20 protein-coding genes are annotated in these 23,985 nt (G+C 68.7%); 6 read left to right on the forward strand and 14 right to left on the reverse strand.

What is annotated here, in order from left to right; genetic code table 11:
* The first annotated feature begins 6 nt into the window (after window positions 1-6).
* From MFF24_RS21390 to MFF24_RS21410, 5 genes are all read left to right on the forward strand, one after another.
* On the forward strand, window positions 7-1,104 hold the full coding sequence (locus tag MFF24_RS21390; protein WP_108941302.1) for an LLM class flavin-dependent oxidoreductase: 1,098 nt from the start codon (window positions 7-9) through the stop codon (window positions 1,102-1,104).
* Window positions 1,104-2,045, forward strand: a complete 942-nt coding sequence (locus MFF24_RS21395; protein WP_108941303.1) for an ABC transporter substrate-binding protein — start codon at window positions 1,104-1,106, stop codon at window positions 2,043-2,045. The genes MFF24_RS21390 and MFF24_RS21395 overlap by 1 nt, the downstream gene beginning before the upstream one ends.
* A 19-nt stretch (window positions 2,046-2,064) precedes the next feature.
* Window positions 2,065-2,577 carry a cupin domain-containing protein gene (locus MFF24_RS21400; RefSeq protein ID WP_108943013.1) on the forward strand — a complete coding sequence of 171 codons (513 nt, stop codon included), beginning with the start codon at window positions 2,065-2,067 and terminating at the stop codon, window positions 2,575-2,577.
* Between the two features lie 582 nt (window positions 2,578-3,159).
* Window positions 3,160-3,732, forward strand: coding sequence for a PAS domain-containing protein (locus tag MFF24_RS21405; RefSeq protein ID WP_166060239.1), 573 nt, complete (start codon window positions 3,160-3,162; stop codon window positions 3,730-3,732).
* Window positions 3,713-7,177 carry a chemotaxis protein CheB gene (locus MFF24_RS21410; RefSeq protein ID WP_238227351.1) on the forward strand — a complete coding sequence of 1,155 codons (3,465 nt, stop codon included), beginning with the start codon at window positions 3,713-3,715 and terminating at the stop codon, window positions 7,175-7,177. Before MFF24_RS21405 ends, MFF24_RS21410 begins: the two co-directional genes overlap by 20 nt.
* A gap of 487 nt (window positions 7,178-7,664) precedes the next feature.
* On the opposite strand, the gene MFF24_RS21415 is transcribed toward MFF24_RS21410, so the two are convergent.
* The 10 genes from MFF24_RS21415 to MFF24_RS21460 form a co-directional block, all read right to left on the reverse strand.
* Window positions 7,665-10,355 carry an excinuclease ABC subunit UvrA gene (locus tag MFF24_RS21415; RefSeq protein ID WP_238227358.1) on the reverse strand — a complete coding sequence of 897 codons (2,691 nt, stop codon included), beginning with the start codon at window positions 10,353-10,355 and terminating at the stop codon, window positions 7,665-7,667.
* Between the two features lie 489 nt (window positions 10,356-10,844).
* Window positions 10,845-11,696: a Pnap_2097 family protein gene (locus tag MFF24_RS21420; protein WP_238227360.1), complete on the reverse strand. Its 852-nt coding sequence runs from the start codon at window positions 11,694-11,696 to the stop codon at window positions 10,845-10,847.
* A gap of 421 nt (window positions 11,697-12,117) precedes the next feature.
* Window positions 12,118-13,386: an MSMEG_0569 family flavin-dependent oxidoreductase gene (locus MFF24_RS21425; RefSeq protein ID WP_238227362.1), complete on the reverse strand. Its 1,269-nt coding sequence runs from the start codon at window positions 13,384-13,386 to the stop codon at window positions 12,118-12,120.
* 32 nt (window positions 13,387-13,418) lie between these two features.
* Window positions 13,419-13,700: an MSMEG_0570 family nitrogen starvation response protein gene (locus MFF24_RS21430; RefSeq protein ID WP_238227370.1), complete on the reverse strand. Its 282-nt coding sequence runs from the start codon at window positions 13,698-13,700 to the stop codon at window positions 13,419-13,421.
* A complete protein-coding gene (locus MFF24_RS21435) occupies window positions 13,693-14,868 on the reverse strand; it encodes an MSMEG_0565 family glycosyltransferase (protein WP_238227380.1) in 1,176 nt (391 codons plus the stop codon). Before MFF24_RS21435 ends, MFF24_RS21430 begins: the two co-directional genes overlap by 8 nt.
* Window positions 14,865-15,860 carry a sll0787 family AIR synthase-like protein gene (locus MFF24_RS21440; RefSeq protein ID WP_238227381.1) on the reverse strand — a complete coding sequence of 332 codons (996 nt, stop codon included), beginning with the start codon at window positions 15,858-15,860 and terminating at the stop codon, window positions 14,865-14,867. Before MFF24_RS21440 ends, MFF24_RS21435 begins: the two co-directional genes overlap by 4 nt.
* Window positions 15,860-16,405, reverse strand: coding sequence for an MSMEG_0567/Sll0786 family nitrogen starvation N-acetyltransferase (locus tag MFF24_RS21445; protein WP_133090231.1), 546 nt, complete (start codon window positions 16,403-16,405; stop codon window positions 15,860-15,862). The genes MFF24_RS21440 and MFF24_RS21445 overlap by 1 nt, the downstream gene beginning before the upstream one ends.
* Window positions 16,402-17,505, reverse strand: a complete 1,104-nt coding sequence (locus MFF24_RS21450; RefSeq protein ID WP_238227391.1) for an MSMEG_0568 family radical SAM protein — start codon at window positions 17,503-17,505, stop codon at window positions 16,402-16,404. The genes MFF24_RS21445 and MFF24_RS21450 overlap by 4 nt, the downstream gene beginning before the upstream one ends.
* Entirely contained in the window at window positions 17,459-18,535 is a 1,077-nt protein-coding gene (locus MFF24_RS21455; protein WP_238227393.1) for a Nit6803 family nitrilase, read from the reverse strand. The genes MFF24_RS21450 and MFF24_RS21455 overlap by 47 nt, the downstream gene beginning before the upstream one ends.
* A gap of 83 nt (window positions 18,536-18,618) precedes the next feature.
* Window positions 18,619-19,101, reverse strand: coding sequence for an MSMEG_0572/Sll0783 family nitrogen starvation response protein (locus MFF24_RS21460; protein ID WP_012452016.1), 483 nt, complete (start codon window positions 19,099-19,101; stop codon window positions 18,619-18,621).
* A 406-nt stretch (window positions 19,102-19,507) separates the two neighbouring features.
* Here MFF24_RS21460 and MFF24_RS21465 point away from each other — a divergent pair, with 406 nt between their 5' ends.
* A complete protein-coding gene (locus MFF24_RS21465; protein ID WP_238227395.1) occupies window positions 19,508-20,902 on the forward strand; it encodes an aminotransferase-like domain-containing protein in 1,395 nt (464 codons plus the stop codon).
* 38 nt (window positions 20,903-20,940) lie between these two features.
* On the opposite strand, the gene MFF24_RS21470 is transcribed toward MFF24_RS21465, so the two are convergent.
* From MFF24_RS21470 to MFF24_RS21485, 4 genes are read right to left on the reverse strand one after another with little or no spacing between them, the layout of a single operon-like run.
* Window positions 20,941-21,384, reverse strand: coding sequence for a nitrilase-related carbon-nitrogen hydrolase (locus tag MFF24_RS21470; RefSeq protein ID WP_238227397.1), 444 nt, complete (start codon window positions 21,382-21,384; stop codon window positions 20,941-20,943).
* Complete coding sequence (locus MFF24_RS21475; protein WP_238227406.1) at window positions 21,366-21,509, reverse strand: DUF2474 domain-containing protein; 144 nt, start codon at window positions 21,507-21,509, stop codon at window positions 21,366-21,368. Before MFF24_RS21475 ends, MFF24_RS21470 begins: the two co-directional genes overlap by 19 nt.
* Window positions 21,509-22,516, reverse strand: coding sequence for a cytochrome d ubiquinol oxidase subunit II (gene cydB / locus MFF24_RS21480; RefSeq protein WP_238227408.1), 1,008 nt, complete (start codon window positions 22,514-22,516; stop codon window positions 21,509-21,511). The genes MFF24_RS21475 and cydB overlap by 1 nt, the downstream gene beginning before the upstream one ends.
* A 10-nt stretch (window positions 22,517-22,526) precedes the next feature.
* A complete protein-coding gene (locus tag MFF24_RS21485; protein WP_238227409.1) occupies window positions 22,527-23,945 on the reverse strand; it encodes a cytochrome ubiquinol oxidase subunit I in 1,419 nt (472 codons plus the stop codon).
* Between the last annotated feature and the right edge of the window lie 40 nt (window positions 23,946-23,985).

Genomic DNA, 23,985 nt, shown 5'->3' on the forward strand with positions numbered 1-23,985 from the left:
TCCCGCATGAGCCTGCTGCCGCCCGAAGCGACCGAGTTCATCGGCTTCGTCGCCCCGCACGAGGTCTCCGAGTCGCGCGCCCCGCGCGGCCCGGCGATCGAGCCCGATTACCTGCGTCTGCTGGCGCAGGCGCACGAGCGGGGCGGGTTCGACCGGGTGCTGGTGGCGTTCTACGCGACGGCGCCCGACCCGTTGCTGATCGCCGCCGAGATCGCCACCGTCACGGAGCGGATCGGACTGATGATCGCCCACCGCACCGGCTTCACCGCGCCGACCGTCGCGGCCCGCCAGTTCGCGACGCTCGACCGGCTCACCGGCGGGCGGGTGGCGATCCATGCGATCAGTGGCGGCGACGACCGCGACCTTGCCCGCGACGGCGACCACCTCACCAAGGACGAGCGCTACGCCCGCACCCGCGAGTTCCTCGACATCCTGCGCCTTGCCTGGACCTCGGAGACGCCCTTCGACTACGCGGGCGCGCATTACCGGATCGAGGCCGGCTTCTCCGAGGTGAAGCCGGTGAAAGCGATTCCGATCTATTTCGGCGGCGCCTCGCCCGCCGCGCTCGCGGTGGCGGGCCGGCACGCCGATACCTACGCGCTGTGGGGAGAATCCCAGGCGCAGGTGCGCGAGCTGATCGGCCGGGTGCGGGCGGCAGCCGCCCCGCACGGGCGTTCGCCGCGCTTCAGCCTGTCGCTGCGCCCGATCCTGGCCGAGACCGAGGAGCGGGCCTGGGCGCGAGCGGAGGCCATCCTCGCCGAAACCCGGCGGCTGCGTGCCGCCCGCGGACTCGGACCGGCGCCAGCCCCGCAGAACGAGGGCTCGCGCCGCCTGCTCGCCGCGGCGGCGCAAGGCTCGCGCCTCGACGAGCGGCTCTACACGGCGATCGCCGCCGAGACGGGAGCCTCCGGCAACTCGACGGCGCTCGTGGGCACGCCCGAGCAGGTCGCCGAGGCGCTGCTCGACTATCACGATCTCGGCGTGCGCACCTTCCTGATCCGCGGCTTCGACCCGCTGGAGGACGCGATCCAGTACGGTCGCGACCTGCTGCCCGCCTTCAAGGATCGGCTCGCCCGCCGCGGCGGCACGGCGGAGGCCGCGTGATGGCCCGCCTCCTCGTCCTGATCCTGCTTGCACTCGCCGCCCTCGCGCCGGCCCGCGCCGAGGAGGTCTTGCGCGTCGGCGACCAGCGCGGCAACGCCCGCGCCCTGATGGAGGCCGCAGGCGTGCTCGACGGCCTGCCCTACCGCCTCGAATGGAGCGAGTTCCCTGCCGCCGCCCCGCTGCTGGAGGCGCTGAACGCGGGTGCGATCGATGCGGGCGGCGTGGGCGACGCGCCCTTCACCTTCGCGGCCGCCGCCGGCGTTCCCGTCAGGGCGTTTCTCGCCTTCCGCAACCGGCAGGACGGGCTCGCCATTCTGGTGCGACCCGATTCCGCTCTCCGCAGCGTCGCGGATTTGCAGGGCAAGCGCATCGCCACCAACCGCGGTTCGATCGGCCATCAGGTCGTGCTCGCCGCCCTCGAAGAGGCGGGGCTGCCCGCGGACAGCGTGCAGTTCCGCTTCCTGCCGCCGGCCGATGCCAAACTGGCGCTGACCTCCGGCGCGGTCGATGCGTGGTCGACCTGGGAGCCCTACACCTCCGCGGCCGAACTCGCCGGCCTCGTGCGGGTGGTCCGCGACGGCAACGGCATCACGCCGGGTCTCAGCTACGCGGTGGCAAGCGAGGCTGTCCTCAAATCCAAACGCGCGCTGCTGGCCGACTACGCCGCCCGCCTCGCCAAGGCGCGGGCCTGGGCGCTGACCGACCCGGCGCCCTACGCCGCCGCGTGGTCGCGGCTGATCGGCCTGCCCGAGGCGGTGCCGCTTCGCTGGTTCGGGCGCGCCCGGTACCGCACCGTGCCGATCGACGAGAGCGTGATCGCCGACCAGCAGCGCATCATCGACCTCTACGTCCGCGCCGGCCTAATCCCGGCGGTCCGCGCCCCGCGCGCCGAGGCGATCCTCGACACCGGGTTTTCCGATGCGCTCGCCGCCGTGCGATGATCGGGCAGGAGAGATCACCATGCACGAGAGCGGCGACAGCCACACGCACGATCATGTTCACGACGTTGGCGCCGCCGGGCGCTGGAAGCACGACGGCGTGCGGGTGATCCCCGGCGACCGGCTCGATCCCAACACGGCGCAGACGCCCGGCATGTTCCGGCAGGCGGCGGTCAACGCCGCCCGCGTCGGCGCCCAGAAGATCTGGGCCGGCACGGTGGCGATCGAGCCCGACGCCAAGACCGGCGTGCATCACCACGGCGCCCTAGAGAGCGTGATCTACATCGTCTCCGGCCGCGCCCGGATGCGCTGGGGCGAGCGGCTCGAATACGTGGCCGAGGCCGGGCCCGGCGACTTCATCTTCGTGCCGCCCTTCGTGCCGCACCAGGAGATCAACGCCTCGACCGACGAGCCGCTGCACTGCGTGCTGGTGCGCTCGGACAATGAGGCGGTGGTGGTCAACCTGCCCGACGTCGAGGCCGCCGAGCGGCCCGAGACGGTCTACTGGGTCGATCCGATTCACAAGCAGCCGTGAGGCAATGGGGCCTCTGTTGCGCTGAGCGAGCCGGGCAGGGGTTGTCCCCTCCCACGCGTTGGGAGGCGAACGCCCTATCCTGCCGAGCCAGAGACCTTCAAAGGGTGCGCACGGGACACACGGTTCGTCCCGTCATGAGCGATCCTGATCCGAGCCCGCGCGCTGGATGACGGCCGGCTCTGACGGCCCAGTGCCCGACGCGGGCCACGGCGACCGAGTCGTCGCCGACCATCGGCTCCGACGGGACGGCCTGCGCGCTTCTTTCGGAAGACCGCCCCAGACCTGCTGGGTTTCGATAATCCCCGGCACGAGGCCCGCGGCCCGAACGTGGTCTTCATCGGCGCGTCTAAGCCCAACACTGCCTGCGCAGCGGTCGACGCGGCCTGGATGCACGCCTGATATCTGATCACGTTCCGGCGAGGATCGGATGGGCTGTTGAAGAATTGAAGCCGGCGACGCTAAGACCACCCCGAACCAAGGATGGCGCGGTTCCGGCGATGCAGATCCTATGTTAGTTCGGCGCGTCGCTGACGACGGTCACGCGCGCTCGGGGATGAGGCGGCAGGCGGCGAAGGATCCATCGTGCAGTCGCAGTCTTCCTCCCCGAACGTTCCGGACGCGCTCAAGCGCTACTTCGAACAGGCGCATATCGCCCTGGCGCTCGCGGGGGTGGGCGCGGACAATCCGCTGCTCCTCGTCAACGAGCCGTTCCACAAGCTGACGGGCTACACCGCGCCGGAGGTCGTCGGGCGCAACTGCCGTCTGCTGCAGGGCGATGCCGAGAATCCCGAGGCGAGGGAGAAGATCCACACCTTCCTCGAAGGCGACGGCGTGAACGCGGTGCGCACCACCATCCTCAACGTCCGCAAGGACGGGCGGCCCTTCGTCAACCTGCTCTACATGTCCAAGCTGCGGGCCCTGTCCGGAGAGGTGCGCTTTCTTTTCGCATCCCAATTCGACGTCAGCCGCTCGCAGCCCGAACTGCTCGCGGCGTACGATGCCGAACTGAGCCGAACGCTGTCCCGGCTGCGCCCCTCCCTCGCAGAGAGCGGGATCGTCCTCGAAGGGTCGCTCAAGGCGATTGCCAATACCGTCGCCACCGTCGCCCAAGCCAAGCTCACCCTCGCGGATCTCGATGGAACCGGATTTCCCTGAAACGGCCCGGGCCGAGGCTCCCGAGGCGCGAAGCGGCGCAAGCGCAGCCGGGGCCGAGGCGCGCTTTGCCGGCCCCGTCGTCGGAATCGGGGCCTCAGCGGGCGGCCTGGAAGCCCTGCGCGAGATGCTTTCGCGCGCCCAGGCGCCGACCGGCATGGCCTTCGTCGTCGTCCAGCACCTCGATCCCAATTACGAGAGCATGCTGGCGCAGCTCCTCGACCGGCATACCGATCTCGAGGTCCTGCAATGCGAGGGCAGCGAGCGTATCGAGGGCGACACGGTCTACATCATCCCGCCCGGTCGCGGGCTCGCCATCCAGCAGGGCGTGCTCGAACTCACCGAATTCCTGCAGCCGCGCGGGCTGCGCCGCCCCATCGACGACTTCTTCCTATCGCTCGCGGTCGATCAGCAAGCCAACGCGGCCTGCGTGATCCTCTCGGGCACGGGCGCCGATGGCACCACCGGCCTGCGGGCTGTGAAGGAGCATGGCGGCGTCTGCGTGGTGCAGCAGCCGGAGACCGCGCGCTACGACGGGATGCCGTTGTCGGCCGTCGGCACCGGCCTCGTGGACTTCGTGCAGCCGCCCGGCGAGATCGTGAACTGCCTCGCGGCCTTCTTCCGCCGCCGCGGTTCGGACCCGCTCGATGAGCAGGCGGAACGCCTCGCCGACCATGTGGACGACTTGTGCCGGGTGATCCGCACCGCGGTCGGGCACGATTTCTCCGGCTACAAGCGGACGACGCTCATCCGCCGCGTCGAGCGGCGCATGCACGTGCTGGGCATCGACGCGGGCCGCGACTACCTCGCCCGCATCCGGGCGGACAAGTCCGAGTGCGACGCGCTGTTTCGCGACCTGCTGATCAACGTCACGCGATTCTTCCGCGACGCGGAAATGTTCGAGGTCCTGCGCGAGCGGGCGATCGAGCCGCTGCTGCGCGACCGCGATCCGGACGAGGACATCCGGGTCTGGATCCCGGGCTGTTCGAGCGGCGAGGAGGCCTACTCGATCGCCATGCTGTTCGCGGACGCCGCGCGGCGCCTCGACCTGCCGCTCGCGGTCCAGATCTTCGCCACCGACATCGACGAGCGCATGCTGCAGATCGCCCGCGAGGCGACCTACCCGGCCGCCGCACTCGCCGACATCCCGGCGCCCCTGCGCGAGCGCTACGTGGTGCCCCACGCCGAGCGCTTCACGATCGCCTCAGAGATCCGCGACCTCATCCGCTTTTCCAGCCACAGCCTGGTCAAGGATCCGCCCTTCTCGCGGATCGATCTTCTGTCCTGCCGCAACCTGCTCATCTACTTCGACGACCGTCTGCAGCAATCGGTGCTGCCGCTGTTCCACTACGCGGTACGGCCGGGCGGCTACCTCTTCCTCGGCCCCTCGGAGAGCGTCAGCCGGTTCGAGCAGCTATTCCCGCCGATCGACCAGCACGCCCGCCTGTTCGAGCGACCGCCGGGCTCGCCGAAATACCCGATCGACCTGCCCGGACATGCCCGGCGCAGCGAGGCGCGCCGCAACCCGAACGATGGGCAGAAGGCGGCACCGATCGCCGACGAGACGGCCGCTGCCCGGCGCATGCTGGAGCGCTACGCCCCGCCGAGCATGGTCCTGAATGAGGACGGCGCCATCATCGCGGCCTACGGGCGCCTGAGCCGCTACTTCGACTTTCCCGTGACGCGTACCGGCGGCACCAGCGCCATCACGCTGGCGCGCCCAGGGCTGCGCGACGTGATCGGCCCCCTGCTGCGGCAGACCCGCGACGCTCGCAAGCGCGTCGTGGTGCGGGACGTGGAGGTGGTGTCCGAATACGGGGTCCAGCAGATCGAGCTTGTCTGTGATCCGCTGCCGGACGCCACCATGCTTCTCGTTCTGCGTGACGCGGGCGCCTTCCGCCCGTCGAGCGACCCCGACCTCGTCGAGATGGATGCCGGCGGCGATCACGTCGAAGCGCTGGAAGAGGAGTTGCTGCGCATCCGCTACAAGCTGCGCTCGACGGTCGAGGAACTGGAGACCGCCAACGAGGAGCTGAAGAGTTCCAATGAAGAAATGATGTCGATGAACGAGGAGCTCCAATCGACCAACGAGGAGCTGACCACGGTCAACGACGAGCTGAAGACGAAGATCGACCAGCTCACCGTCGCCAACGCCGACCTGCGCAACTTCTTCGAATCGACCGATCTCGCGGTGGTGGTTCTCGATCGCGACCTGCGCGTGCGCAGCTTCACCGGCTCGGCCACCGCGATCTTCCCGCTGCAGCCGAGCGACCGTGGGCGACCGCTCGCCGACGTCGCCACGCGGCTCGCCGGTCCGGAGTACCTGGCCGACGCGCGGGCGGTGTGCGCGGGTGGTTCGGCGATCCAGCGGCGGGTCGTGACCCGCGACGGCGAGCGCACCCTGTCGCTGCGGGTGCTGCCCTACCGCCTGCAGAGCGCGAGCGTCGACGGCGCCACCCTGGTGCTCACCGACATCACCGAGGCGCTCTCGCTCGAGCGCGAACTCGCCGCCGAGCGGGAGCGGCTCGACCTCGCGATCAAGGCCGGCGGGATCGGCATCTGGGAATATCTGCCCGACGACAACACCATCATGGTCGATGCCACGGCCGCCGCCATGCTCGACCTCGCCTCCGAGGGGCGCCACCCGCTCGCGGATCTGGAGGCGCGCCTGCGACGCGAGGATCGCAGGGAGGTGCGGGACGCGTTCGCGCAGGCGGCCCGGGGCCTCTGCGATTTCGAGGCGCGCCTGCACGTCCGGGGCGACGGGCACGCCACCCGGTACGTCCGGAGCTACGGGCGACTGATCGTCGGCAGCGCACCGCACCGGATCATCGGTGTCTCCATCGACGTCTCGCCCGAGCACGCGCTGACCGAGACACGCGACCTGATGCTTCGCGAGATGAATCATCGGGTCAAAAATCTGTTCGCGATCATCGGGGGGATGATCACGGCGGGCGCCCGCTTGCAGCAGGACGTCGCGACCTTCGCGCACGACATGCGCGACCGCATCGCCGCGCTCGGCCGGGCCCACTCGCTGGCCGACCACACCACCGACCAGGGAATGAGCGACCTCTGCAGCCTCGTGGGCGCGACCTTGCAGCCCTACCGCGACCACATCCCGATCGCGATCGAGGGGCCACCCACGGCCGTCGACTGGCGCTACGTGTCCTCGCTCGCGATGATCCTGCACGAATGCGCAACGAATTCCGTGAAGTACGGAGCCCTCGGCGCGGAGGACGGTCGCCTCGAAGTGACCTGGGAGCACCGGTCCGACGGGCTCGCCATGCAATGGACCGAGCGGATGACGCGCCGCACCGCGGTCAGTGCCGGCCGAGGCTTCGGCACGTCGCTGATCGAGATGTCGCTCCAGCAGCTTCAGGCGACCGTCGAGCGCAAGCTGGACGAGAGCGGATATCAGCTCACCCTTGTCATACCCAGCTTGGTGTGATCGATCGAATAAAAGAGTTGCACCAGTTAAATGGGCTGTATTGATTCAATAATATGCGCCAGACCCAATTACAAGAGTATATGTTAATTCTATAATTCGATTCATTGTCCCACAAGGCCGCGGACCACTTGCAGTTATTATTGATAACTTTCAAATTCCTTGTCGCATGCTATACTATCTATGCGATAATACGCTTCCGGTTGAAGAATTCGGTCTGGCGTTGGTCTCCGTCATTCCGGGGCGCCGCAGGCGAACCCGAAATTCACGACTGGCCTCGACGGACCACGTGCCTGCCGCATCACGGGTGGATTCTGGGTTCCACTGCGCGGCCCCGGAATGATAGGCGAAGGCTATCCCGAGGGGGTCAACCAGATTTGGCACAATACAATGAGCACTTCATGTTCCACAAGTTTAGCAATCAATAATACAGATATTCTTCTGTCCATAAGCAGACATTGTCAGTGTCTGCTTATGATTATCAGAGAGGCTACGGTAGCGAGCCCCTGCCTTCGTAGGCATCGAGCTCTTCCCGCAGATACCGTGCCGTGCGGCTCGCCTGCGCCTCGGCCACCAGCTCGGGACGGCCAGCTGCCACCACAGTGCCACCCAGGTTTCCGGCGCCGGGCCCGACATCGATGACGTGATCGGCCGCTGCGACCACCCGCATGTCGTGCTCGACTAGGACAACCGTGTTGCCCGCATCGACCAAGCCGTTGAGCTGGAGCATGAGGCGATCCACGTCGGTCGGATGCAACCCGGTCGTGGGCTCGTCGAGGACGTAGAGCGTACCGCCGCGCTGGCCCCGCTGCAGCTCGGTCGCGAGCTTGATGCGCTGGGCCTCGCCGCCGGAGAGTTCGGTCGCCGGCTGGCCCAGCCGCAGGTAGCCCAGGCCGAGATCCCGCAGCACGGAGAGCGGGCGCAGCACGGAGGGCTCGTCCGCGAAGGCGTCACAGGCGCGCTCGACGGTGAGCCCGAGCGCGTCCGCGATGGTCAGCCCGTTCCACGTGACCTCCAGCGTCTCCGGCGCGTAGCGGGACCCGTGGCAGGTCGGGCAGGGGGCGTAGACACTCGGCATGAACAGGAGTTCGACACTGACGAACCCCTCGCCCTCGCAGGCCGGGCAGCGGCCCTTGGCGACGTTGAAGGAGAAGCGGCCGGCATCGTAGCGGCGCCGGCGCGCCTCGGGCGTGGCGGCGAACAGCTTGCGGACGGCGTCGAACAGGCCGGTATAGGTCGCGAGATTCGAGCGGGGCGTGCGCCCGATCGGCTTCTGATCGACCTTGACCAAACGCCGGACCCCTTCCATGCCGCCGACGATGCGCCCTTCGGTCGGGCCCGGTGCGTCGTCGAGGGGATCCTCCGGCTCGTCGTCGGTGTCGAGCGGCCGTCCGAGGCGGTCGCCGACGAGTTCCAGCAGGGCTTGGCTGACGAGACTCGATTTGCCGGAGCCGGAAATGCCCGTCACGGCGGTGAGACATCCCAGCGGGAACGAGGCCGAGACGCCGCGCAGATTGTTGCGGACGATGTTCTCCAGCCGCAGCCATCCCGAAGGCTCGCGCAGCGGACGCCGCGGCGGTTCGACCAACCCGAACAGGTGGAGGCGCGTGCGCGACGCCTCGACCGCGCGCAGCCCCTCCGGCGGGCCACTATAGAGCACGGTCCCCCCGTGCTCGCCCGCCGCCGGACCGACATCGACCAGCCAATCGGCCCGGCGCATCGTGCCGATGTCGTGCTCGACGACGAACAGCGAATTGCCCGAGGCGAGCAGCCCGGCGAGCGCCTCGTGCATCGCCTCACCGTCGGCGGGGTGCAGCCCGGCGGTGGGCTCGTCGAGCACGTAGGCCACGCCGAAGAGCTGTGAGCGGAGCTGGGTGGCGAGGCGCAGGCGCTGCAACTCGCCCGACGACAGGGTCGTGGTGACCCGATCCAGCGACAGGTAGCCGAGGCCCAGCTCCGTGAGCGTCGCGATCCGGTCGATGAGGTCGGCGGCGAGGCGCTGGGCAGCGAGGCGCTTTTCGATGGAGAGGTTCGGTGTCACGCGCACGTCCGGCGCGCCCGCATGGGCCGAGGCCCCGGAGGCCGCGCGCCGGGCGCGATCCCGTTGGCCCGCTGCGCGGTCGAGGGTTTCTTGGGCGTCGCCGGTGGCAGGGTGATCGTCGGGCAGGCTGTCCTCGGCCGCCGGCCCCATCGCCTCGGCGAGTTCGGAGAGCGGCATGCGCGACAGCTCACCGATATCCAACCCCGCGAAGGTGACGGAGAGCGCCTCGGGCTTCAGGCGTTTGCCCTGGCAGGTCGGGCAGTCCTCGCTCAGGAGGTAGCGCGCGGCACGGCGGCGCATGAGGGCGCTCTGCGAGTTGGTGAAGGTGCCGAGCACATGACGGCGGGCGCTCGTGAATGTGCCCATGTAGCTCGGCTCCAGGCGACGCTGGCGAGCGAGCCGCGTCTGCTCCGGGGAGAGCCCGGCATAGACCGGCTCCTGCGGCTGGTCGTCCGTGAACAGGATCCAGTCCCGCAGCGCCCGCGGCAGATCTTTCCAGGGCGTGTCGACGTCGACCCCACGGCTGACGAGGATGTCCCGCAGGTTTTGGCCGCCCCAGGCCTGCGGCCACGCCGCGACGGCGCGCTCGCGGATCGTGAGCGAAGGGTCGGGCACCATCGACGCTTCCGTCGCTTGGTAGACCCGCCCAAGCCCGGCGCAAGACGGGCAGGCACCCTGGGGCGTGTTGGGCGAGAAGTCCTCCGCGTAGAGCATCGGCTGGCCCGGCGGGTAGGTGCCGGCGCGCGAGTACATCATCCGCACGAGGCTCGACAGGGTGGTGACGCTGCCGACCGAGGAGCGGGCGCTGGGCGTACCGCGCTGCTGCTGGAGGGCGACGGCGGGGGGAAGACCCTCGATGGCATCGACATCGGGCACGCCGACCTGATCGATCATCCGCCGCGCATAAGGAGCGACCGATTCGAAGTAGCGCCGCTGGGCTTCTGCGTAGAGCGTGCCGAAGGCGAGCGAGGACTTGCCGGAGCCGGAAACGCCGGTGAACACCACGAGGGCGTCACGCGGCAGTTCCACGTCGACGTCGCGTAAATTGTGCTCCCTGGCTCCCTTCACCGTCACGTAGCCCGGCCGTCCCGCGCCTGCCCGAGCAATCCTGGCCCCTTCTCTGGGCTTCGGCTGATCCATGCGCCTTCCTCTCCACACGCCCTCTCTCGCAGGACACCGAACGTTGCCGCGCCGACTGGAGATTCAGGCGTGCGGGAGCTACCCCTTGCGGGAAACCGTCACAAGGCTGGAGCCGACTCGTTGAGCTTGGTGCGGTGACATGCACGACGCGCGGATCGAATCGCGGGCGCAGATCGTGGGGGATGATACGGCGAAACAGGATCGTTTGCCCGCGGCGGCGGACGTTGAAGCGAGGCAGGGCACAACGCCTTGCCGTCCAGACCAGTGGACCTCCCGAGCGGACCGCAACGGAGCGGTCAGCCCGAGCGGATCCGAAATCAGCCGGAGAATCACCGGACGCGAAGGTCCACTATCGACACAGCAGCAGAACCAGGCAACAATGCGCCGTTCATCGAGTTTATTCATTAATGCATTAAATACTTTCCGATCCTGATTAACACTATATGCGCGACATACAACTGAGATAAAATCAGATTTTTATCATAAAAGCTAGCATCTCTTCTGTGCCATGGTCCGGCGCGTTGCTAATTCCGCCAGTAGTTTACCATCCTCCGTCGACAGAAGCGCACGATGGCAGCAACGCGCATCGTCACCCAAAGCCAGCATACGCACCGTGAGACGGTCACCCAATTCGATGTTCGCGTGGAACAGAGCTCGACGCTCCCGAGTGGTGACGAGACCCGAGCGCTTGCCGAGGAAATGCCACTCGGCCCGGTCCACGGCGGCGACGAAGCTGCTGAAGTACAGAAGCCCGGCTCCGTTGAAGTCCAGGTAGGGACATGGCTCGACGACCAGGGTTCCAAGCTCGCGCTCGTCCGGCGCCGCGCCAGCCCCCGAAAAGACGTGCTCGGTGCCGGAGGGCTGGAGGGGCATGCCCCCGAAAGCGGGCATGGCGTGCCCTCGCCCCTCGATCCTCACCCGGGCGATGGAACGGTTCACGCCCTCAGCCTGACGCCTCACGAACACGGAGGTCATCTCCACATCCGCAACCAGCCGGCCCCGGCAAGCCGCAGCGTGCTGGCTGACGACCCGGGTCTCAGAGAGGTACGTGACCTTCGAGCGCACGTCCAACGCGTCGTTCTCGCGAACGCCACCGAGGTCGCCGCCCTGCAGAGAGATGCTCCGGAACGCTGCGTAGACGGGCGGCTCGCCCGCGGGCCCGAACCCGGCCTCGGCCCTGCCGAACGCCTTGGCGATCAAACCCCAGTGACGATGTCCCAGCTCCTTCCAGAGCCAATTCTCGGAAAGGCCGCTCGGGCAGAGATGCGGCATGCCCAGGACATGGCGGCAGGCATCCGTCAGAGGCGTGCCGACCCCTTCGAGCGCAATGTGCAAACCCAACGGCCTTCTCCTTCGAAAACGGGCGGACCGGGTGGCGGTAGCTGTCGAGACTTGGCCACCCGGCCCTTGTCGAAGCGGTATCTCTGGGAAGGAGGTCACTTCGATCTCGTCCGCGCCCCCGGCGTCACCTCCAAGAGGAGGCCAGGGCCGTGGGAATGCTCATCGATACTTCCGCATTAGCGCAGCCGGCTCGACCACGGCGGCCTTCGGCGCCGTGAGAGCGGCGCGATGAAGCGGATACTGCAAACTCTGTATTCTACTCGACAATGCTCAAGAAGTGCTTCGAGGGTCGTCTTATTGCAGGAACGGCACAGGCACTGATGTGCCTGGTCGACAGATCGGATCGGCCCGCCTCGGGGACCTACGAAGCGTATCCCCCAGCCCCTCATGGGTGGCACCAAGAGCCCGCCGAGCTCTCGGGTCAGACCGCAAACCTGAGGGCGGGCCGCTCGGCTCCGAGGCGCTTCTGAATCACTTGCACGATGTGCTCGGCATCGCGACCGACCGCCCCGAAGCGGCCCGAACCCCAGGTGTTCAGCCAGGGCAAGCCGATGAAGTAGACGCCGTCCTCGTTCGTGACGCCGCGCTTGTGCTTCGGATTGCCCGCGCCGTTGAACACCGAGGCGTCGAGCCAGCGGAAATCCGGCGTGAAGCCGATGCACCAGACGACGCTGGTGATACCCGAGCCGTCGAGAGCGAGGCTGGTGACCGGCTCTCCCGGCTCCCAGACCGGCGTGTAGTGCGCCTGCGCCGGGGCCTTGATGCCGGTCTCGGCAATGTACTTGTCGATGGCCGCGTTGATGCCGTTGTAGGTCCGGTCGGCCTGATCGAGCGAGTGCTTGAGGTCGTCGCGGAAGCGCAAGGCGCCGTCCCGGTAATCCTCCATCAGGCCGTAGAGCTTCATGCCCTCGACGGCGAAGCGGCGCAGGTCGATGTCGCGACCGCCGTCGCGGCCGGTCACGTAGTGGTTGGTGTTGTCGCGCACGCCGTCGCGCAGCGGATGATTGTCGACGGTCATCTCGTAGTAGCCCATGTCGGCGAGCCACGTGACGACGTCGCGGCCGCGATAGAAGCGGGCGCAGCGGGGCGCGTCGCCCACCGCCAAGTGCACCTTGCGGCCGGCGAGGTGCAGATCCTCGGCGATCTGGGCGCCGGACTGACCGGAGCCCACCACCAGCACTTCGCCCTCGGGCAACTGGTCCGGGTTGCGGTACTGGTTCGAGTGGATCTGCGTGACCGAGCCCGGCAGCTTCTCGGCCATGCGCGGGATGATCGGCGTGTGGTAGCCGCCCGAGGCGACGACGACCTCGTTCGCGGTGTAGTCGCCCTCCGAGGTCTGCACCGAGAAGAGGCCGTCCTCGCGCCGCGCGACGCGCGTGACCGCGACGCCCTCGCGGATCGGCGGGTTCACCTTGGCGACGAAAGCCTTCAGGTAGGCGACGATCTCGTCCCTCTTCATGAACCCGTCCGGATCCGGACCGTCATAGCGGTGGCCGGGCAGGTCGCACTGCCAGTTCGGCGTGACGAGGCAGAACGTGTCCCAGCGCTGCGTCGACCACGTGTGGGCGGCCGTGTTCTTCTCGAAAACGAGGTGCTCGATGCCGCGCTGCTTGAGGTGGTAGCTGACCGAGAGGCCAGCTTGGCCGCCGCCGACGATGACGACGGGAACATGACGGGTCGTGGAGGTCATGGCTCTGGCTCCGTGAGGGAAAGGGCGTCGGCTCAGGGTTCGAAGGACTCGACGGTGACGTGACCGTCGGGGGCCTGCCGCCTCGCGGCGACCTCGATCCGGGCGAGTTGGTCCATGGCCGACGAGCACGCGAAGCCGTACTTCTCGCGCACCCGCTCGCTCGCGATGTTCAAGGCGGTGCGAGACTTCTCCACGAAGTCGTCGAGGGCGTAGCTCTCGCCCGGCGTGAGGAAGTCCTTCACGACGAGAGAGGGCGAGTAGCAGGCCTCGCGGCGGCCATCGGGCCAGCGGATGTGGAAGCGCATCTCAGGCATGGATCGGCTCCTGTCGGGTGCGGGCGCAGGCCGCGTAGGTGTCGAGGTGGCGCTCCGCGCAGGCGCGCCAGGAGTGGACTGCCGACCGGGCTTTTCCGGCGGCCCGCAGTTGCGCTTTGGTATCCGACGCCAGGGCCTGCGCCATGGCGGCGGCGATGGCTTCGGAATCGGCGGGATCGACGAAGAGGGCGTCGGTCGTCGCCAGGTACTCGCTGAAGGGCGGCTGCAGGGACACGATGGCGGGCGTGCCGCACGCCATCGCCTCCAGTACGCAGAGCCCGAAGCCCTCCCTCCAAGAAGGGAAGGCCAGCGCGTCGGCCACCCGGTAGAGGGCCGGCATGTCGGCCTGCGGGACGGGGCCCGTCTCGATGACGGCCGCGCCCCGGCCGATCGTCAGGCCCGCGGCCACCAGGGCGGCGCGGCACCGGGCACGATAGGCGGCGTGGTCGAGGAGCGAGACGCCGCCGGCGACAACGAGCTGCGCTCGGCGATGGCGCGCACGCAGACGGGCGAAGGCCTCAATGATGCCCAGCGTGTTCTTGCGCTCCTCGAATCCGCCGACGCTGAGGATCACCGGCCCCTGGCCGAGTCCCCAGCGCTCCCGCACGGCCACGTCCGCCTCGGACGGCTCGCTACGATAGGCCGAGAGGTCCACCCCGTTCCCGACGACGTCGGCCTCGGCACCGAAATCGTCCCTGATCCGGTCGGCCCAGGTGCGGCTGACGCAGAGCAGACGCGTGGCCTCGCGGATCGAGCGGTCCTGCCACTCCGCGAGCATGGGGTCGGCGAAGCTGTCGACGTGATGGACCGTGCGCACGAAGCCCGGGATCAGGCGCCGGTGCTTCAGGGTCGCGAGCGCGTTGCCGCCGATGCCGTCATGGGCATGGAAGACATCGAAGTCGCACGCGGCCGGCGTCGAGAAGTGGCGCAGGTAGTCGTTGATGCGGGTCCGCACGAGGTCGGTGGTCGAGCCAGCGACCGGCTTGGCGCTCACCGATACGGTCGGGCAGGCCGCATCCCGGAAGAAGCCGCGGCCGGCCGGGTCCGGCGCGTGGACCACCGCCTCATGGCCGAGGGCACAGAGAGCCTCGGCCAGTGCGAGGCAATGGGCGACGCCGCCGCGTGGGTTGGTGGAGTGGGTCAGGATCGCGATGCGCAGGGGCATCATGTGGTGGCCCCCATGCCATCCCGGCCGCAGCCGATCAGCGGGCTGGCCGCGAAGTCCCAGACCACAGCCTCCTCGCCCGTGGCGCCACGCACCCGGGCAGCACGGCTCGCGTCGAGGCGCCCGATCGGGGCGCTCGCGATGCCGCGCTCCGCGAAGCGCGCGAGCACGGCCGGCGTGCGGTCGGGGCGCACGCTCAAGAGATATCCGAAGCTCGGGAAGGCGGGCAGCCAGCGCGCGAGGGAAACGTGCTCGGGCCTCGGAATCGCGTCGAGGTCGATGACGCCGCCGACGTTCGAGCATTCGAGCAGCATCAGGGCCGTGCCGACGACGCCCGCCATGCTGATGTCCTTGGCCGCACAGGCCAGCCCATCCTCGGCGAGCCCCGGCAGCAGCGCGAGGTCGCCGCGCAGCCGCTCGCCCGGCGCGCCGGTCGAGGCGTCCCAGTAAGGGTGCGGATCGCGGAACCGGCCGCGCAGGTCGATGGCGGCGATCAGGTCGTCGCCCGGCGCTGCGTCGAAGCTGGTGAGCAGGCGTGGGCCCGCCCGCCCGAGCACGGCGACCGCGAGGTTGCCGGCTTCGGCGCGCGTGTTGGTGTGGCCGCCTACCACCGGCACGCCGTAGAGCGTCGCCGCGTCGGATAGGCCGGCCAGGATAGGGTCCGCCGCCCCGGCATCCCGGCTCCAGAGGGCATCGACCACCGCGAGCGGACGTCCGCCCATGGCCGCCACGTCGCTCAGGTTGACCATGATGCCGCAATAGCCGGCGAAGTACGGGTCGGCGGCGACGAAGCTGTCGAGGAAGCCCTCGATGGCCAGGAGCAGGTGTCCGTCGCCGTCGGGAATGGCGGCGCAGTCGTCGCCGACCGGTACCGCGGCATGCCGGCTGCCCAGCCCCAGCCGTGCCACCACCGCGTCGATGTCGCGCTTATGGCCGAGGCCGCGCGTGTCCCGGACTTGACGGGCCAGGGCCTGGATATCGAGCGGGGCCGTCATCACGCGGCCCTGCGGACGGTGACGAGCCCGTGCTCGGGGTCGTGCATCGGCGGGTAGGCGGACAGATCCGCCTGCATCAGGTGGTGCGGGCGCCCGTGCAGGTCGACGGCGTCGAGGCTCGCCCAGTGCAGGGCCTGGAACAGCGGCACGTTGCGTTCCTGTACGTGGGCCAGGAAGCGGGTGCAGCCGCGGGCATGGGCCGAGGAGACCGCGACCTGGATCAGCCCGGCCCCGAGCGCGGCCGTGCCGCGGAAGGCGCTCGCGACGGCAAGCCGCGAGCCCCACCATTCACCGGGTCGCTCCGCCACCTCGTGGATGCGCACGGTACCGACGACAGCGTCGGCGTCAGCTCCAAGAGTCGAGAGGGCGCAGATCGGGATGGCATGCGCGTCGATGGCGTCGCGGTCGTCTTCCGCGAAGATGCCCTGCTCCGTGCAAAACACCTGCCGGCGCAGCGCCGCGCAGGCGCGTTGCTCCCAGGCGCTCGTAGCAAACTTCACGCGGAAGTGGCTCGGTCGGAAGGGGGGCACGGGTTCGAGGATCATGCTGCCACTCCCGAGCGCTCGTAGGTGGAGAGCGCCGAACAGGCACCGCAGCGTCCGCAGCCGGCCTTGATGTCGGTGGAACGCAGATTCGCTTGCGCCAGTCTGTCCGCCAGCGGCTTGAGGATGGCGTGCATGAAGTCAGGACTGGGGGCCGGGTGGCTCTCCAGCGGCGTGCCCGAGATCGGTACGAAGGGCACCACGAAGGGATAGACGCCCATCCCGATGAGTCGCTCGGCCATCTCCAGGATGGCCTCCGGCGTGTCGCCGAGCCCGGCCAGGATGTAGGTCGAGACCTGCCCCCGCCCGAAGACCGGGACCGCAGCCTCGAAGGCCTCGTAGTAGCGCTCCAGCGGCACGCTCGCCTTGCCGGGCATGATCCGGGCACGGACCTCCGGTGTGACGACCTCCAGGTGCATACCGAGCGCGTCGATGCCGGAGGCCCTCATCCGCTCGAACCAGCGGTCGTCGTCGGGCGGTTCGCACTGGGCCTGGATCGGCAGATCGACCGCCGCCTTCACGGCAAACGCGCTCTCGCACAACACGGCGGCGCCCCGGTCGGTGGCGTTCGGCGTACCGGTCGTCATCACCATGTGCTTGACGCCGTCGAGCAGCACCGCCGCGCGGGCGACCTCGGCCAGCTGCTCCGGCGTCTTGCGCGCGACGGTGCGGCCGGCGGCGAGCGATTGGCCGATGGAGCAGAACTGGCAGGTCTTGGCTCGGCTCGCGTAGCGGATGCAGGTCTGCAGCACGGTCGTCGCCAGCACGTCCCGCCCGTGCAGCACAGCGATCTTCGAGTAGGGCACCCCATCAAGGGTCGAGAGCGCGTAGAAGCGGGGCTTGCCCGGGAAGGTGGCCTGCCCGATCACCACGCCGTCGTGCTCGATCACCGACACCCCATTCGCGTCCGGGCGGCGCACGAGGAAGGGTGAGTCGAAGGCGGTCTCGGTATGGACCGGCACCATCACGGTGCGGCCCGCGATGGTCATCGCCTTGTGGTCGGAGGGGCCGGCCCCTCCGCGGCGGCTCGGCGCCCCGGCGCGGCTGTCAGCGAGCCTAACGCCGTAGGACTGCAACGCGTTGATCAGGCGCTCCGTCGGCATCCCAACCAGACCCGCCGCGACCGGTGGGCACGAGGGAAGGCTCGTCGGAAGCGGGCTGCTGCTCATGGTCGAGGCTCCGGGAAACGGTCTGGGAACGGATCGGCCCGTGCACGAACGAGGCCGGACGGTCGTCGTGAAGGAGGCTGAGGAGCTCGGGCCGCGCGTAGTGGCCGACCGAGTCCATCATGCGCTTGCGTTTGGTCACGAGCGCGAGGTCCATGTCGGCGATCAGGAGGCCCTCGCCGGGTCCCAGCGGATCCGCGAGGTGCTTGCCCTCGGGCGAGACGATGGCGGTGCAGTTGCCGCCCCGGCAGGCGCCGCGCAGGCGCTCGTCCGGGCAGACCTGCGCCACCTGCTCGTCGGTGAGCCAGCCCGTGGCGTTGACCACGAAGCAGGCCGCCTCAAGAGCGTGGTGACGGATCGTCACCTCCATCTGGTCGGCGAAGATCTGGCCGACCAGCGAGCCCGGAAACTGCGCGGCGTGGATTTCCTCGTGACGCGCCATCAGGGCGTAGCGGGCGAGCGGGTTGTAGTGCTCCCAGCAGGCCAGCGCCCCGACGCGGCCGACCGCGGTCTCGACCACATCGAGACCGGCGCCGTCGCCCTGACCCCAGATCATGCGCTCGTGATAGGTCGGGGTGATCTTGCGGCGCTTGAGCTTCAGGCTCCCGTCCGCGTCGAAGATCAGCTGCGTGTTGTAGAGCGAGCCGTGGTCGCGCTCGTTCACGCCGAGCACCACCACCGCGCCGTGGCGGCGCGCGGCAGCCGCGACCGCCTGAGTCAGCGGGCCCGGGACGGTCGGCGCCCGCTCGTAGAGCTTCAGGTGCTCCGCGCCCTGCATCGCCGGCGGCAGCACGAAGGAGAAGTAGGGGTAGTAGGGGACGAAGGTCTCGGGGAAGACCATGAAGCGCGCGCCCTTGGCGGCAGCCTCGTCGATGGCGGTGAGCACGCGCTCCAGGGTGCCGTCCGGCCGGTCGAGGTCCGGCGCGATCTGGACGGCGGCGGCCCGCACGATCCGGTTCTCTGACATGGATGATCCTCCGGCTGTGACGGCGGCCGCTTCGCGTGCGGCCGCCGGATGCGACGTCCCGGTCGACGGACCCGAAGGCCCGCTCAGACGGTCCAGGTGTCGATGATCACCGCGTTGTCGCGCTTGTGCAGGAGGATGCAGTCGAGGACGTCGAGGGGGTTGATCATGCGGATGCCCTCGATGAAGGCTGCCTCGCCGTGACCGTACAGCGCCTGGGTCGAGAAGCGGCAGGCATAGACCTTGCCACCCTCGGCCATGAACTTCTCGAGCTGGTTGTTGAAGTTCAGGTGGCCCGGGAAGGCTTCATCGCCGAGGCGCGGGAAGCCGCGCTGCACGCCGAGCGTGATGCCGGGGCCGTAGAGCAGGATGGAGGTGTCGAAGCCCTTGCGCTGCAGGCGGGTCGCCTGGAGCAGGTTCACGAGGCCGATGGAGCCTTCGAACGCGACGGTGTGGAAGGTGACCAGTGCCTTCTGACCCGGCTCGGCCTTCACGTCCTCGAATACCTTCTCCTCGTAGTCGACCAGGAAGTCGCCCTTCTTGTGGGGTTCGCGGTTCACGGCAGGCATTGCTCTCTCCTTGAAGGGATGGGACCGCGACAGGCAGGGCTGCAAGCGGTCACAGGACCTTCATGGCAAGCGATGTGCCAGAAGCTCGGCGATCAATAAGCCACTCAATGCGCCGGAGTGCGATGCATACAATAAACCAATCAATGAAGCGACCTCTCTCGCGCATAGCGTTCCGGACGAAGCTCATAACATAAGCATCGTCTGCGCATTTACTGACCATCCCATACTCCTTCGGGGCACGAAGATTGCTGGCATTGTATGGATAATGTAGATATAGACCCTGCAGCGTCGTTGCAGTGCGGGGCAATATAGCCATACAATCGAACATTGATCGCATATCAGTGGTGCAGGCGCAGAGCGGATGAAGGCGACGAAGAGAGGCGGGACGACGAGCCCTCGTGATGTCATGGGCGGGGGCTGGACGCCGGACCTGAAGCGCTGGGGCAAGCCGTACTACCGGGCGATCGCGGAGGCTCTGGCGGACGACATCCGCACGGGGCGCCTGACGCCCGGCACGCGCCTACCGACCCAGCGGGCGCTGGCGGAGACGCTCGACCTGAACTTTACGACGGTGTCCCGCGGTTATGTCGAGGCCCATCGGCGCGGCCTGATCGAGGGACGTGTCGGCCAGGGCACCTTCGTGGTCGACCCGGCCCTCTCTGCCCGCCCGGGGGAGGGCGGGGGCGCGGCGCGTGTCGGGTCGGTCGACTTCACCATGAACCTGCCCCCCGAGCCCGATATGCCGGCTCTGCGGGCGCGCATGCAGGCCTCCTTCGCGGAACTCTCCGGCGACCTCGCCAACCTACTGCGCTACCAGGGCTTTGGGGGGACCGACGCGGACAAGGAAGCGGCCCTGCGCTGGCTGAAGGGCCGCGGGGTCGACACGACGCGGGAGCGCCTGCTGATCTGTCCTGGTGCCCACAGCGCCCTGTTCAGCGTGCTGGGGCAGATCGCCCGGCCGGGCGACACCATCTGCGCGGAGCGCATCACCTATCCAGGCATCCGTGCGCTCGCGGCGCATCTGGGACTGCGCCTCATCGACTTGCCCATGGACCGCCACGGGGTTGACCCCGACGCCTTCGCGGCCGCCTGCACCAAGGTGGCGCCGAAGGCCATCTACCTGAACCCGCTGTTGCAGAACCCCACCACCGCGACCCTGTCTCGTACGCGGCGGGAGGCCATCGTCGCGGCGGCGCGGCGCTACGCCGTCACCATCATCGAGGACGACGCCTACGCGCGCATCTGCCCGGCACCGCCGCCGAGTTTCGCCGAGCTCGCGCCCGAGATCACCTACTACGTGGCCGGGGTGGCCAAGTGCCTGGGCGCCGGGCTTCGCCTTGCCTTCCTCGTCGCCCCGAGCGCCCGGTCCGCCCTGCCGCTCGCGGGTGCGCTGCGGGCCGCGACCGTCATGGCCTCGCCGATCTCGACAGCCCTGACGACGCGCTGGATCATGGACGGCACGGCGGATGCCATCGTCCAGTTCGTCCGCGAGGAGTCGGCCGCGCGCCAGCGCATCCTTGCCTCGCTGCTTCCGGCCGCGACCTACACCGCCGATCCGCACGCCTTCCACGTCTGGATCACGCTGCCGGAGGGCTGGACGCGCTCGGCCTTCGCCAGCCAGGGCCGGTCGGCTGGGCTCGGCGTCGTCGGCAGCGACCCCTTCTGCGTGGCGGGTACTCCGCCGGAAGCCGTGCGCCTCTGCCTCGGCGGACCCTCGACCCGGCAGCAGATCACGCACGGCCTGGAAGTGCTCGCCCACGCCCTTGAAGGCTCGCCGGCACTCGCCTCGACCTATATCTGATACGGTTTCCGGTTGATCCGCTCGGTCCCGCCTCTCCGTCATCCTGGGGCCGCGCAGCGGAACCCGGGATCCACCCGCAATGCGACGCTGGGACATGACGTCGTGGCCAGTCGTGGGTTGCCGGCGCGGGCGACGGCGGCGATGGCCTCGGTCGTCGGCCCCGGCACGTCGATGGCGCTCGCGTGATAGCGACGGAAGTCGTCTCGGCCGGCCGGCATGCGAGAGCTGATCGTCGCGCCGAAGTCGAGCCCCTTCGGGTAACCGTTGACGAACGCCTCGGGGAATACCGCTAGGTCGGCCCCCCGCGCGGAGGCGTCGCTGGCGAGGCCCCCGAGCTTTTCACCGTCCGAGTGGTGTCGAACGGAATCGATCCGGCCCGCACCACGGCGGCCGTAACAACGGCCTTCGACATGGGAAGTCCAACTCCAGGATGAGGGACCAGCTGGGATCGAAGGACGGTGCGTCAGCCCGCCTTGAGCCAAGTCCTCAGGATGCCGGCGACGATCCCGAGCGAGAGGACGCTGCCGGCCCACAGCGAGGCGAACCAGACGAGGCGGCGCCACAGGGGTAGGGGTGTGGGGTGTCGGGGAGCGGAGGTAATGCCCATCAGTGATACCCCGTTGCGTCGACCTTCCCGCGGAAGACCCAGTACGAGTAGGCCGTGTAGGCCAGGATGACCGGGATCAGGACCGACGCGCCCACGAGCAGGAAGACCTGGCTCGAATGCGGTGCCGCCGCCTCCCAGATCGTGATCCGGCCCGGCACGACGTCGGGGAAGATGCTGATCCCCAGACCGACGAAGGACAGAAGGAACAGGCCGAGCGCCAGCAGGAACGGCGTTCTCTCCGCTCCGCCGCGCAGTGAGCGGAAGAACAGGAACGACGCCACTGCGACGAGGAGCGGAACCTGGGCGGTGAGGAGCACGCTTGGCATCGCGAACCAGCGCTCCCAATATTTGCCCTCCAGGAAGGGCGTCGCCGCGCTGACGGCGGCGATCACCGCGACCGTGGCCGCGCCGATCCAGAGCGAGAAGGCGCGCGACCGCTCCTGCAGGCTTCCCTCCGTCCGCATCACCAGCCAGGTGGCGCCGAGCAGGGCGTAGCCGCAGACGATGCCGAGACCGACGAGCAGGCTGAACGGCGTGAGCCAGTCCCACCAGCCGCCCGCATAGGCGCGGCCCTCCACCTTGATGCCCTGCAGGAGGGCGCCCAGCGTGATGCCCTGGGCAAGCGCCGCCACGACGGAGCCCCCGGTGAAGGCGACGTCCCAGAGCGCCCGGTGGCGCGGGTCGCGCCAGCGGAACTCGAAGGCGACGCCGCGGAAGATCAGCCCGAGCAGCATCGCGATGATCGGCGCGTAGAGCGCCGGCATGATGACCGCGTAGGCCAGCGGGAAGACCGCGAACAGGCCGCCGCCGCCGAGCACCAGCCACGTCTCGTTGCCGTCCCAGACCGGCGCGATGGAGTTCATCGCCGTGTCGCGCTCGTACCCCGGTTGGAAGGCGGGGAACAGGATGCCGATGCCGAGGTCGAAGCCGTCCATCACGATGTAGGCGAAGACCGCGAAGGCGATGATGAGCGCCCAGACCACCGTCAGGTCGATGTTGGCGAGCATGACGGGCACCTTATTCGGCCGGGTTGAGGGTGCGGTCGAGGGTGACCGACGGCGCGGGCGTGATGCCGGCGGTGCGGATCGGCGCGCCGGGCTCGATCCCGTGTTCGCCCCGGTGCGGCGACTTCGCCATCAGGTGCAGGATGTAGAGGATGCCCATCCCGAACACGGCGAAGTAGACCAGCACGAAGGCGATGAGCGATGCGGCGACGGCGGGCGCGTGGAGCGGCGAGGCCGATTCCGCCGTGCGCAGGAGGCCGTAGACCGTGAAGGGCTGGCGCCCCACCTCGGTGGTGATCCAGCCGGCGACGACGGCGACGAAGCCGGCCGGTCCCATGGCGAGCGCGAAGCGGTGCAACTTCGCCCACTCGTAAAGCTTGCCCTTGTAGCGGGCGAGCAGACTGGCGGCGCCGAGCAGCAGCATCAGCAGCCCCAAGCTGACCATCACCCGGAAGGACCAGAATACCACGGGAACCGGCGGCCAGTTCTCCCGCGGCACGGTGTCGAGGCCCTTCAGCGGCTCGTTCAGGCCGTGCTTCAGGATCAGCGAGGACAGCTTCGGCACCTCGACCGCGTAGCGGACCGTGCCGGCCGCTTGGTCGGGCAGGCCGAACAGGATGAGCGGGGCGCCGTCCGGATGGCTCTGAAAGTGGCCTTCCATGGCCATGACCTTCGTCGGCTGGTGCTCAAGCGTGTTCAGGCCGTGGGCGTCGCCCGCGAGGATCTGGATCGGCGCGACGACGGCGAGCATCCACATCGCCATCGAGAACATCATCCGCGCGCCTTCGTTCGCGCGGTCCCGGAGCAGGTGCCAGGCGCCGACCGCGCCAACGACGAGCGCGGTGGTCAGGTAAGCGGCCAGGACCATGTGGACGAGGCGATAGGGGAAGGACGGATTGAAGACGATGGCCCACCAATCGGCCGGCACGAACTGGCCGGCCGCGTTGACCGTGTGACCCTGCGGCGTCTGCATCCAGGAGTTCACGGACAGGATCCAGAAAGCCGAGAAGAAGGTTCCGATGGCCACCATCAGGGTGGCGAGGAAGTGCAGGCGCGGGCCGACCTTGCTCATGCCGAAGAGCATGACGCCGAGGAAGCCGGCCTCCAGGAAGAAGGCCGAGAGCACCTCGTAGGCCATCAGCGGACCGAGAACCGGCCCCGTTTTGTCGGCATAGACGGACCAGTTCGTGCCGAACTGGTAGGACATGACCAGTCCGGACACGACGCCCATAGCGAAGGCGATGGCGAAGATCTTGATCCAGTACCGAAACAGGTCGATGAACACCTGCCGTCCGGTAGCCAACCAGAGACCCTCCAGCACCGCCAGGTAGCTGGCGAGGCCGATGGAGAAGGCCGGGAACACGATGTGGAAGGCCACTGTGAACCCGAACTGCCACCTTGCAAGCAGCAGGGCGTCAACGTTCGCCAGCATGTCGGTCATCTCTTGCGTATGTCGATGAGGCTGAGGGGAC

The sequence above is a fragment of the Methylorubrum aminovorans genome, from assembly GCF_022179725.1.
GTDB lineage: Bacteria > Pseudomonadota > Alphaproteobacteria > Rhizobiales > Beijerinckiaceae > Methylobacterium > Methylobacterium aminovorans.

What these genes read in the sequence shown, in the direction of transcription:
- MFF24_RS21410 (WP_238227351.1), top strand. Translation starts at nt 3,713, where the DNA reads ATGGAACCGGATTTCCCTGAAACGGCCCGGGCCGAGGCTCCCGAGGCG.
- MFF24_RS21425 (WP_238227362.1), bottom strand. Translation starts at nt 13,386, where the DNA reads ATGACCTCCACGACCCGTCATGTTCCCGTCGTCATCGTCGGCGGCGGC.
- MFF24_RS21435 (WP_238227380.1), bottom strand. Translation starts at nt 14,868, where the DNA reads ATGATGCCCCTGCGCATCGCGATCCTGACCCACTCCACCAACCCACGC.
- MFF24_RS21415 (WP_238227358.1), bottom strand. Translation starts at nt 10,355, where the DNA reads ATGGATCAGCCGAAGCCCAGAGAAGGGGCCAGGATTGCTCGGGCAGGC.
- cydB (WP_238227408.1), bottom strand. Translation starts at nt 22,516, where the DNA reads ATGCTCGCCAACATCGACCTGACGGTGGTCTGGGCGCTCATCATCGCC.
- MFF24_RS21460 (WP_012452016.1), bottom strand. Translation starts at nt 19,101, where the DNA reads ATGCCTGCCGTGAACCGCGAACCCCACAAGAAGGGCGACTTCCTGGTC.
- MFF24_RS21390 (WP_108941302.1), top strand. Translation starts at nt 7, where the DNA reads ATGAGCCTGCTGCCGCCCGAAGCGACCGAGTTCATCGGCTTCGTCGCC.
- MFF24_RS21400 (WP_108943013.1), top strand. Translation starts at nt 2,065, where the DNA reads ATGCACGAGAGCGGCGACAGCCACACGCACGATCATGTTCACGACGTT.
- MFF24_RS21475 (WP_238227406.1), bottom strand. Translation starts at nt 21,509, where the DNA reads ATGGGCATTACCTCCGCTCCCCGACACCCCACACCCCTACCCCTGTGG.
- MFF24_RS21485 (WP_238227409.1), bottom strand. Translation starts at nt 23,945, where the DNA reads ATGCTGGCGAACGTTGACGCCCTGCTGCTTGCAAGGTGGCAGTTCGGG.
- MFF24_RS21450 (WP_238227391.1), bottom strand. Translation starts at nt 17,505, where the DNA reads ATGCCGACGGAGCGCCTGATCAACGCGTTGCAGTCCTACGGCGTTAGG.
- MFF24_RS21395 (WP_108941303.1), top strand. Translation starts at nt 1,104, where the DNA reads ATGGCCCGCCTCCTCGTCCTGATCCTGCTTGCACTCGCCGCCCTCGCG.
- MFF24_RS21445 (WP_133090231.1), bottom strand. Translation starts at nt 16,405, where the DNA reads ATGATCCTCGAACCCGTGCCCCCCTTCCGACCGAGCCACTTCCGCGTG.
- MFF24_RS21430 (WP_238227370.1), bottom strand. Translation starts at nt 13,700, where the DNA reads ATGCCTGAGATGCGCTTCCACATCCGCTGGCCCGATGGCCGCCGCGAG.
- MFF24_RS21455 (WP_238227393.1), bottom strand. Translation starts at nt 18,535, where the DNA reads ATGTCAGAGAACCGGATCGTGCGGGCCGCCGCCGTCCAGATCGCGCCG.
- MFF24_RS21440 (WP_238227381.1), bottom strand. Translation starts at nt 15,860, where the DNA reads ATGACGGCCCCGCTCGATATCCAGGCCCTGGCCCGTCAAGTCCGGGAC.
- MFF24_RS21465 (WP_238227395.1), top strand. Translation starts at nt 19,508, where the DNA reads ATGGGCGGGGGCTGGACGCCGGACCTGAAGCGCTGGGGCAAGCCGTAC.